The 9131-nt window shown below is 69.9% G+C and carries 9 protein-coding genes; 3 read left to right on the top strand and 6 right to left on the bottom strand.

Going from position 1 to position 9131, the window contains the following annotated elements; all coding sequences use genetic code 11:
• Positions 1-56 precede the first annotated feature (56 nt).
• Both F8271_RS11915 and F8271_RS11920 read right to left on the bottom strand, forming a co-directional pair.
• Positions 57-251 (bottom strand): DUF397 domain-containing protein, encoded by a 195-nt coding sequence (locus F8271_RS11915; protein ID WP_151489760.1) that lies wholly within the window; start codon positions 249-251, stop codon positions 57-59.
• Positions 248-1009, bottom strand: coding sequence for a DUF5753 domain-containing protein (locus F8271_RS11920; RefSeq protein WP_151489761.1), 762 nt, complete (start codon positions 1007-1009; stop codon positions 248-250). Before F8271_RS11920 ends, F8271_RS11915 begins: the two co-directional genes overlap by 4 nt.
• Before the next feature lie 351 nt (positions 1010-1360).
• On the opposite strand from F8271_RS11920, the gene F8271_RS11925 reads away from it, so the two are divergent.
• Positions 1361-1708, top strand: a complete 348-nt coding sequence (locus F8271_RS11925) for a hypothetical protein (RefSeq protein ID WP_151489769.1) — start codon at positions 1361-1363, stop codon at positions 1706-1708.
• Positions 1709-1964: 256 nt separating this feature from the next.
• On the opposite strand, the gene F8271_RS11930 is transcribed toward F8271_RS11925, so the two are convergent.
• Positions 1965-2999 (bottom strand): serine protease, encoded by a 1035-nt coding sequence (locus tag F8271_RS11930; protein ID WP_151489762.1) that lies wholly within the window; start codon positions 2997-2999, stop codon positions 1965-1967.
• A gap of 408 nt (positions 3000-3407) precedes the next feature.
• Between F8271_RS11930 and F8271_RS11935 the strand changes: the two genes are divergently transcribed.
• A complete protein-coding gene (locus tag F8271_RS11935) occupies positions 3408-4997 on the top strand; it encodes a phospholipase D-like domain-containing protein (RefSeq protein ID WP_151489763.1) in 1590 nt (529 codons plus the stop codon).
• Here F8271_RS11935 and F8271_RS11940 read toward each other — a convergent pair.
• The gene (locus tag F8271_RS11940; protein WP_151489764.1) at positions 4946-5701 is read right to left on the bottom strand and encodes a hypothetical protein; all 756 of its coding nucleotides are present in this window, start codon (positions 5699-5701) and stop codon (positions 4946-4948) included. The two genes, F8271_RS11935 and F8271_RS11940, sit on opposite strands and share 52 nt — an antisense overlap.
• A 379-nt stretch (positions 5702-6080) precedes the next feature.
• On the opposite strand from F8271_RS11940, the gene F8271_RS11945 reads away from it, so the two are divergent.
• Entirely contained in the window at positions 6081-6905 is an 825-nt protein-coding gene (locus tag F8271_RS11945) for a SigB/SigF/SigG family RNA polymerase sigma factor (protein WP_151489765.1), read from the top strand.
• A gap of 95 nt (positions 6906-7000) precedes the next feature.
• Here the strand turns inward: F8271_RS11945 and F8271_RS11950 are convergent, their stop codons facing one another.
• Both F8271_RS11950 and F8271_RS11955 read right to left on the bottom strand, forming a co-directional pair.
• A complete protein-coding gene (locus tag F8271_RS11950) occupies positions 7001-7591 on the bottom strand; it encodes a GNAT family N-acetyltransferase (RefSeq protein ID WP_151489766.1) in 591 nt (196 codons plus the stop codon).
• Entirely contained in the window at positions 7588-9099 is a 1512-nt protein-coding gene (locus F8271_RS11955) for an APC family permease (protein WP_151489767.1), read from the bottom strand. Before F8271_RS11955 ends, F8271_RS11950 begins: the two co-directional genes overlap by 4 nt.
• Positions 9100-9131: the final 32 nt, after the last annotated feature.

Raw genomic sequence — 9131 nt, forward strand, 5'->3', positions numbered from 1 at the left:
CCTGACCATGCGAAAGGCCCCCCGCCTCGGGGCGGGGGGCCTTTGCGTAGTGCTGGTCAGGCGGCGGGGCCGACAGCCTTCGCGAGGTCGACGAAGCCCTGCCACTGCGCCGGCCCGAAGGCGAGCGTCCCGCCGTCGCGGTCCTTCGTGTCGCGAACAAGGACGACACCGGGGAGATTGTCGGCGACCTCGACGCACGCGCCGCCGTTGCTGCCGCTTTTCGTGCTCTTGCGCCACTGCGCGCCGGTCATGTCCATGATGATGCCGCTTCCCTGATGAGGTCGAGAGACTGCGTCCTGGGTAGAGCATCGCCAACTATGCGCGCCCACCGCCGTTCGAGGGTAGCAATTTCCGCAGCGTCGTCCGTGATGTGCGCCTTGACCTGACCATCTTGGTGCCCCACTCGCGTGCCGTCGGGCCCCTCGGCGAGGATGAACGGGCCGCCCATTCCGAGGTACATCGGGTTGTCACGCGGAATCACATGGACCTGCACCAGCTCGGCGCACACAGCGATGCGCTCGCACTGCTCGCGCATGACCGCGCCGTTGAGTCCGACCCGCCGACGTAGAACAGCCTCGTCCATCAGCACGACGACGAGCGGGGGCCGCGGCCGACGAAGGATGGCCTGTCGCTGCATGCGTGCTGCGGTCAGCTCGTCGACCTCGTCAGGGCTGAAGGATTCGATCTGAAGCGTGGCCCTGGCGTACGCCTCCGTCTGTAGTAGACCGGGCACCCAGGCCAGCTCGAACCATCGAATGACGGTGGCCTCGTGTTCGATCTCGGCCCATTGCCGGAACCACGACGGCTCCCGGCGCTTAAGTACGTCCGGCCAAAGGTCCCCTACGTCCCGAGCGAGCAACGTTGCGATCTGGGAACGGTGACGAGGTCTCGGCACGCGTCCAGGATTGACCCATCGCTGCGCCGTTTTCGGGTCTACGCCCACCTGAGCCGCAAGAGATTCCGCTGTCTCGCCAGCCTCGGTCATGGCCGCGATGAGTCCGTGGTTCACAGCACACCTCCCATGTGGACGTCCGGGACGCCCAAAACACCTTAACCAACGCTGTGTATCAGTCCCAACACTCTCGGCAGGGTTAGGTCAGGCGGCGCGGCCGGTAGGGACCCAAACCCGGCGGACGCGTTCGTACCGGGGCCGCCCCTGACGGGCGAGCACTCGCGGGGGCGGCCCCTTCCCACGACAGCGCGAAGGAGGAACCGTGCGCTTCACGTTCTGGCACAGCGAACCCGTCCCGCATCGTCCGGCTTGGGCGACAGCTCCCAACGAGGCGTTACGGGTGGAGGTCGGCCGGGCAGGCCGCCTGATCCGGTCAGAGGAGTGTCGGACGATCGGGGTTCGGGCGTGATCTCCGCGCAGATCTCCGTACCTGACCACGGGCCGGTCGCGGACCGACCGCGCCGGCATGGCCAGGCCCCGCCGCACACGCCGTTACGGCCGCACTGGACGTGCCGCGCCGACGGCCAACAGTGGCCGTGCCCGACGGCACGACTCATGCTCAAAGCCGAGTACGAGAGCAAAATGCCGAGCCTGTCGATCTACCTGGCGGGGCTCTTGTACGAGGCGATGCGCGACCTGTACCACCTGAACCCTCACGACGGTCCGAGCCCGCGAGCCCTGTACGACCGGTTCGTGGGCTGGGGGCCGTTCCGCAGGCCGATCGTCGAGCCTGCGACCCCGCACCGCGATACCTAGATTTCCGCTGGCCGCCCCACTTTCGGCCGGCGGAGCCGGGCGCAGAGGGGGCAACCAGCGCGGGGAACGAAGCCTCCGGCGTCCACAGCCACTCAGGGTGCCGGGCACGTACCTGCCGCACGGCGCGCCAGCCACGACAGTCCCGGCCGGTGGACGAGATCCACGGACTCCTGCGGGCCGACCGCCGGGCGACTCACGATCAGCGCCGCCTCGCCGGTCGACCCCGTCCGGGGCAGCCCCTGTGCCGACCCGAGATTCAGGCGCCTACCCGGGCTCGCTGGGCGCGGTCATAGAGTGGCTTGGTGATCGCCGAGGTGAACTGGGGGCCGACGAGGTGACGGGCACAGTTCTCGTCATCGGGCTCACACACCCGGCGGGTCACACCACCCATGTATTCGGCCCAGGTGTTGACACCCACCACGGTGCCCAGGCCGGACAGAGGGTCGAACGCGGCGATACGCGGGCCGCCACTGGAGCCACCGCCCATGACGCAGGCAGTTCCCCACTGGCCCTTGGGGGTGGGCCAGTCGGCAGAGCCACGAGCCTCCCGGGCTTGACCCGTACAGTAGGCCAGCCGTCGCCCGGTGTACTCCGGAAGGCCAGCCCTGGCCTGGTCTGACGAGCCGCGTGGGTATCCGAACTGGAAGACAAGCTGCGCGCCAGGCAGGTCGAAGCCGACATTCTGCGCCGCCCCGACCACCTCCTGGACCGTCCGGCCTCGTTCATTCTTGTTGAGGACCACAAATGCCTGGTCATACGAGTCGAATTTCGGATCTTGGGCATTGTTCTGCAACCAGGTCGAATCGGCGACGCCGATGCGACCGACAAACTTGCCGTAGGGTGCCCGACCGTCACTGTAGCCAGGTACGAACATCACATTCGTCGCCCACTGGCCATCATCGCCAAGCAGATCGGTGTTGAACACGCAATGCCCGGCCGTCACCACAGTGCTCAGATTGGCACTGCCGACAACGGTCGCCGTGCAACTGGAGTCGTCGCCTTGGTTGGTGAAGAAAAGCCGGCCCACCGTCGGGGCCAGGGCGTTGGACCGGGTCCAGGGAGCCCCGTCCGGTCCACTCGTCGGGGAGTTGCCGGACAAGGGCTCGTTCAGCGCCGCGACCCGCTCCGCCGTCCAGTAGTCGAGGACCGCCTGCCGCTCGCCGACGCTGACCGCCTGCTCATGGGTCGCCACGGTTGGTGCCTTGCTGACCGCCGGAGAGACAGTCGCAGCGGCGGCCGCGCCCGGTATGGATATCGCGGTTCCGAACACAAGCATCGCCGACGTCAGCATGATCGGAGCACGCCGACTCTCGCCACACCAGCGGCGTTTCGTTGTCGTCATGCACGACAACCTAGCGATCGGGTGTTAGGAACCTGTTAGAAAGCTCTTGTGATGTCCAGGGTGAATGTCCGAATAGCTAGGACGGCGGCTCCGCCGCCTCAGGAGACCGCAAAAATCCCCGCCACCCCCAGGAGCACCATCACCAACACCGCTACCAGCGCACCCCGTTCGCTCTCCACCGCCGGCTCGCGGTACTCGGTCACGGGGTTCGTCGTTTCGCGGGGCATAGTGCGGCCTCCTCGTTGGTGTCACGTCGCCGTTGATGGCGTTGGCCAGGTCACCGGTCTGCCGGGCCGGCGTGCGGACCTGCGTCCGGGGTCCTACCGTGAGGGCGTTGTCGACCTCCGGGGGCTGGACGTGCCGTTACAGGACTGGTTCCTCACCGCACAGGAACGGGCCAACCCGGTCTCTGGGTTACCCGTCTGGACCAGCGGAAACCTCGCCGAGCCGTTGATTCACGGCGCGGCGTACTTCGACCGGCTGGTCGACGAGGTGCAGGCGCTCACCGCGGGCGACCACCTGTTCTTCACCGACTGGCGGGGTGACCCGGATCAGCGGTTGCGCCCGGACGGCCCGACCGTCGCCCAGCTCTTCGCCGAGGCCGCGCAGCGCGGCGTGGTGGTCAAGGGGCTGATCTGGCGCTCACACCTCGACGCGTTGGCCTACAGCGAGGCGGAGAACCGCGACCTCAGCGAGACGATCTCCGCCGCGGGCGGTGAGGTGCTGCTCGACCAGCGGGTCCGTCGCGGCGGCTCACACCACCAGAAGCTCGTGGTGCTGCGGCACCTCGGCGCACCGGAGCGGGACATCGCGTTCGCCGGTGGGATCGACCTGTGCCACAGCCGCCGCGACGACGCCGCCCACCATGGCGACCCGCAGCCGGTGCGGATGTCTCCCCGCTACGGCCCCCACCCGCCCTGGCACGACGTGCAGCTCGCGGTGCGCGGCCCGGTGGTCGGCGCGCTGGACACCCTGTTCCGGGAGCGCTGGACCGACCCGATGCCACTGGACTCGGAAAACCCGATGGCCTACCTGCGGGACCGGCTGCGCGGCGCGGACCTGCGCCCCGATCCGATGCCCGAGCAGCCCGCCGACCCGCCGGCCTGCGGGCCGCACCAGATCCAGGTGCTGCGCACCTACCCGGCCGTCCGGCCCCGCTACTCCTTCGCACCCGACGGCGAGCGGACCGTCGCCCGCGGTTACACCAAGGCGGTGCACCGGGCGCGCCGGCTCATCTACCTGGAGGACCAGTACCTCTGGTCGACCGAGGTGGCGGACCTGTTCGCGCGGGCACTGCGGGACAACCCCGAGCTGCACCTGGTCGCGGTCGTACCCCGGCATCCGGACGTGGACGGCCGGCTCGCTCTGCCGCCGAACATGGTCGGCCGCGAGCAGGCGCTGTCGTTGTGCGAACGGGCCGCACCGGACCGGGTGCACGTGTTCGACGTGGAGAACCACGCGGGTGACCCGGTCTACGTGCACGCGAAGGTCTGCGTGGTCGACGACGTCTGGGCCAGCGTGGGCAGCGACAACTTCAACCGCCGGTCCTGGACCCACGACAGCGAGCTGTCCTGCGCCGTCCTGGACGAGACCCGCGACGAGCGGGAGCCCGTCGACCCCGCCGGGCGCGGCGACGGGGCGCGGGTCTACGCCCGGGACCTGCGGCTGCGGCTGTGGCGTGAGCACCTGGACCGCGACCCGGACGGTGGCGACGACGCCGACCTGCTCGACCCGGCCGACGCCGTCGCGGCGGTCACGGCCGCCGCCGACGCCCTGCAACAGTGGTACGACGACGGCCAGGTCGGGAAACGCCCGCCCGGTCGGCTGCGCCCGCACCGCCCCGAGCGGCTGCCGTGGTACACCCGTGCCTGGGCGTTGCCGGTGTACCGGCTGGTCTACGACCCGGACGGCAGGCCGCTGCGGGCGAGGCTGTCGGGCACCTGGTGAACCGATCGGGCCGGCTCCGGCATGCTGGACGAACCCGGATGCACGGCCAGCCCACCGGGGTAGGCGAACGAGGAGCGTGGGGAGAAGTAGCCGAAGCCGATGGTCAGCGGGTTGGCCGGCCGCAGCGCGTACAGCGGGTGCCGAGGCTGGAGGAACTCCACCGACTCGATCTCGAACGGCGCGACCGGCTCCGCCACGAACGGGTAGACCGAGCTGAGGAGTTGATCGTCGCGGCGGGTGAAGTAGCGGTGGTGCCCGCTGCTGATCACGTGCCCGGTCTCGCCCACCCGACATCGGGCCCGCACCAGCGGCACCCCGTCGATCTCGGTCTCCGAGAGCAGGTTTTCGCCGTCGACCTCGATGCGGGTCCGTCCGGTGAGCGCCGGGGCGCCACGCGCGGCGGCGTACTCGCGTACGCGCCGGCTGGAGGTCACGTAGTGGGTCCACCAGCCACCCGGGTTGAGCCCTCCGGGCGCGTCCACGCCGGTCAGTGACACGCCGAGGTAGGTCAGTGAGTACGCGCCGAAGCCGGAGGTCTGCGTCTCGTCGTCGACGACGTACTGGTTGAGGAACACCTGGCGGTCCGGGCGGGGGCAGAGCCCGACCGGGACGAGGGCGGCCACCGCGTCCGGGTCGGCCGGCAACCAGCTGAAGTAGAGCGTGCGACTGTTCACGACGAGCTGGGGAGCGGCTGGATCGAGCACGGTGCCTCCGAACCGGGTACGTACACGCGACGCTACGGCCGGTCCCACCGGCGGGACAACGACGGATAGTCGACACTGCTGCCCTGATGTCGGATTTCATGTTGACCGCTCGGCGGCCCCGGTCGACCGTCCGGCCCGGGGTCGGATGGGGCGACCGGATCGCGGGGCATGGGCCGGAAGACAGGCAAGACGCCTCACACCCGATACGACTTCCGCCCGATTTAGGTGTTTCATGACTTGAAATGCCTTAAGTACATCAGCCTTTCGGCTAGATTTCCTCAAGACGATCAGGCTAAGGTGAGTCCCGAACGGCCCATACGAAGCTAAACCAAAAAGCGTCACGTCTTTTGTCCGCGGACGAGGTGCAGGGAGGACCACCATGACCGCGCCAACGATCACCGAGCAGCCGGACACCACGGCCAAGACCACCACGAAGCTGGACCCGCGCGCGCTCACCGACAGCGCTGCCGACCTGCTCAACGCCATGGCGGCGCTGCCGGCCAACCACCCGTCGCGCGCCGCGCTGCGTGATCGGGCGATCGAGGCCTGGCTGCCGCTGGCGAACCACCTCGCCCACCGCTACAGCGGGCGGGGCGAGCCGACCGACGACCTGGCCCAGACCGCCGCCGTCGGCCTGATCAAGGCCATCGACAAGTTCGACCCCACGCGTGGCGTCGACTTCGCCGGTTACGCGATCCCCACCATCATCGGCGAGCTCAAGCGGCACTTCCGCGACCGCACCTGGGACATCCGGGTGCCGCGTCGCCTCCAGGAGCTGCGGCTGGCCATCTCGGACGCCAACAGCTCGCTCCTGCAGACCCTCGGCCGCTCGCCGACGGTCGCCGACATCGCCGCCCACCTCAAGCTCACCGAGGAAGAGGTCCTGGAGGGCCTGGAGGGCGCCCGCGCGTACAACGCGGTGTCGCTGTCCACCCCGACCGGCGACGGTGACCGGGCCACCGAGCTGGGCGACATGCTCGGCGGCGAGGACAACGAGTTCGAGCTGGCCGAGCTGCGGGTCGCCCTCGGCCCCGCGCTGGCCACCCTCGACGAGCGCGAGCAGAAGATCCTCACCCTGCGGTTCTACGGCAACCTGACCCAGTCGCAGATCGCCGATCAGATCGGCGTCTCGCAGATGCACGTCTCCCGGCTGCTCGCCCGGGCGCTGACCAAGCTGCGCGGCCAGCTCGACGGCACGTACTAGGTCGTCTCACGACAGCGGGGCCGGGTCCGTGGACCCGGCCCCGCTTCGTATGAGATGTGACCGTCCGTCACGCGAACGTGACAGTTCCGGTCTCGTCAGCCAGCCACCGGCTCGCGCCACATCGGCCAGAACGGCGTGCCGTCGGGCACCCGGAACGGCTCCCCGGCGCGGTAACCGTGCTTCGCGTACAGGTCCCGGCTGCGCGGACTGCTCGCCTCCAGGTACGCCGGCATCCCGTTGGCGTCCAGCCACGCGTTGTGGTGCTCCAGCAGCGCGGTGCCCAGTCCCTGCCCCTGACGCTCCGGCTGGGTCGCCAGGAACGCCAGGTGGTGGTGATCGGAATGCGGGTGGTTCGCCGCGAACAACTCGTCGAGATGGCGGAACCGGTCGGTCCACTCGCCACACGCGGCGGCGAGCCGGGCGTCGTAGTCCGCCGGCGGCGGAGGCTGCTCGCCGACCGACGGGAACCAGACCGCCACCGAGGCCCGGTCCGCGGTGGCGTACACCATGCCGTGCCGCATCGCGTGCTCGACCAGGATCTCGAAGTCCCCGGCCAGGACGGCCTCCCGCTTGCTCGCGTCCGGCACCAACCAGTACGTCACCCTCAACTCGGTGAACGCCTCGGCGATGCGGCCGGCCACCAGGGCGGTGTCCTCCGGCCCGAGCCGGTCGATCCGCACGCTCATCGCGTCGCCTCCACGCTGGCCGGCGCCTCCGCCCGGACGGCGGCGGCGGCGCTCGCCGCGCCGAGCCCGATCCGGGCGTACGTGTCCGGCCGGCTGTTGCGCAGCACCAGTCCCCAGATCACGCCCAGCGCGGCCGCCACCGGGTACACGGCGGGCAGCGCCCAGCGCAGGGTGGAGTCCGGCGCCACGCCGAGCAGGTTGGCGAAGTTCGACACGGCCAGCCAGATGATCACGACGAGGGCGATGGTGGCCAGGCCGGGTGCGATGGCCCGCCGCCAGAGGTTCTCCCCGCCGCCGGAGCGGGCGAAGTAGGCGATCACCGCGACCGAGGTGGTGGCGATCAGCAGCAGCACGCCGAACCCGCCGGTGGTGCCACCCCAGAAGAACAGCTGGACCACCGGATCCCAGCCGTTGACCGCGTACAGCAGGATGACCAGCAGACCGAGCACGCTCTGCGCAAGCGAGGCGGCCCGCGGCGCGCCGGAGCGCGGCGAGGTCTGCCCGAACACCGCCGGCAGCACCCGCTCGCGGCCCAGGGCGAACGTGTAGCGCGCCGTCGTGTTGTGGAACGAGATCATCGCGGCCAGCACCGAGGTCAGGAAGAGCACCTGGCCGATGGTGACGGCAGTGTCGCCGAGGTGCGCGGCGGCCAGGTTGAAGATCAGCCCGACGCTCTGCTCGCCCGCCTCGGCGACGATCCGGTCCGGCCCGACGGCGACCGTCATCGTCCAGGACGACAGCGCGTACAGCGCGGCGATGATCGCCACCGACAGGTAGGTGGCCAGCGGCACGGTCCGCTTCGGGTCCTTGCTCTCCTCGCTGAAGACCACTGCGGACTCGAAGCCCACGAACCCGAGTATCGCCAGCACCAGGACCGCGCCCACGCCCGGCACGAAGAGGTTGTCCGGTGCGAACGTGGCGAAGCTGACCTGACCGTCGGCCGGGTTGCCGAGCTGACCGAGGTCGAAGACGAGGATCACCACGATCTCGGCGACCAGCAGCGCGGCCAGCACGAGGCCGTTGACGTCCACCCGGAGCAGGCCGAGCAGGCCGACCAGCGCCCACGCCACCAGGGCGACGATGGACCAGTGCGGGTGGCCGCCGAAGAGCCGGTCGAGCACCGGCTCGGCGGCGACGCCGATGGTGCCGTAGAGCCCGACCTGCAACGCGTTGTACGCGACGAGCGCCACCCAGGCCGCGCCCACACCGGCCGGTCGGCCGAGGCCCCGGGAGATGTAGGCGTAGAAGGCGCCGGCGTTCTCGACCTGGCGCGACATGGCCACGTAGCCGACCGAGAACAGGGCGAGCACCGCGGCGACGACCAGGAAGGCCAGCGGGATGCCGGTCACCCCGATGACGCCGTAGCCGGTGGTGACCACACCGGCGACCACGGTCAGCGGCGCGGCGGCGGAGAGCACGAAGAAGATGACCGAGGGGATGCCCAGGCGGCCCCGGGCGAGGGCTTCGGAGACGTTGCTGGGTCGGTCGACTGTCGATGTCGGGGGCATTCGACTACTCCGGTTGTCGAGGGGGGTGTAGG

Origin of the sequence: Micromonospora sp. ALFpr18c (assembly GCF_008868155.1) — a bacterium.
In the GTDB taxonomy this organism is placed as follows: Bacteria; Actinomycetota; Actinomycetes; order Mycobacteriales; family Micromonosporaceae; genus Micromonospora.

Bases quoted from the DNA above. Each gene is read 5' to 3' on its own strand.
- F8271_RS11915 (WP_151489760.1), bottom strand. From the start codon at position 251: ATGACCGGCGCGCAGTGGCGCAAGAGCACGAAAAGCGGCAGCAACGGC.
- F8271_RS11930 (WP_151489762.1), bottom strand. From the start codon at position 2,999: ATGCTGACGTCGGCGATGCTTGTGTTCGGAACCGCGATATCCATACCG.
- F8271_RS11945 (WP_151489765.1), top strand. From the start codon at position 6,081: ATGACCGCGCCAACGATCACCGAGCAGCCGGACACCACGGCCAAGACC.
- F8271_RS11950 (WP_151489766.1), bottom strand. From the start codon at position 7,591: ATGAGCGTGCGGATCGACCGGCTCGGGCCGGAGGACACCGCCCTGGTG.
- F8271_RS11955 (WP_151489767.1), bottom strand. From the start codon at position 9,099: ATGCCCCCGACATCGACAGTCGACCGACCCAGCAACGTCTCCGAAGCC.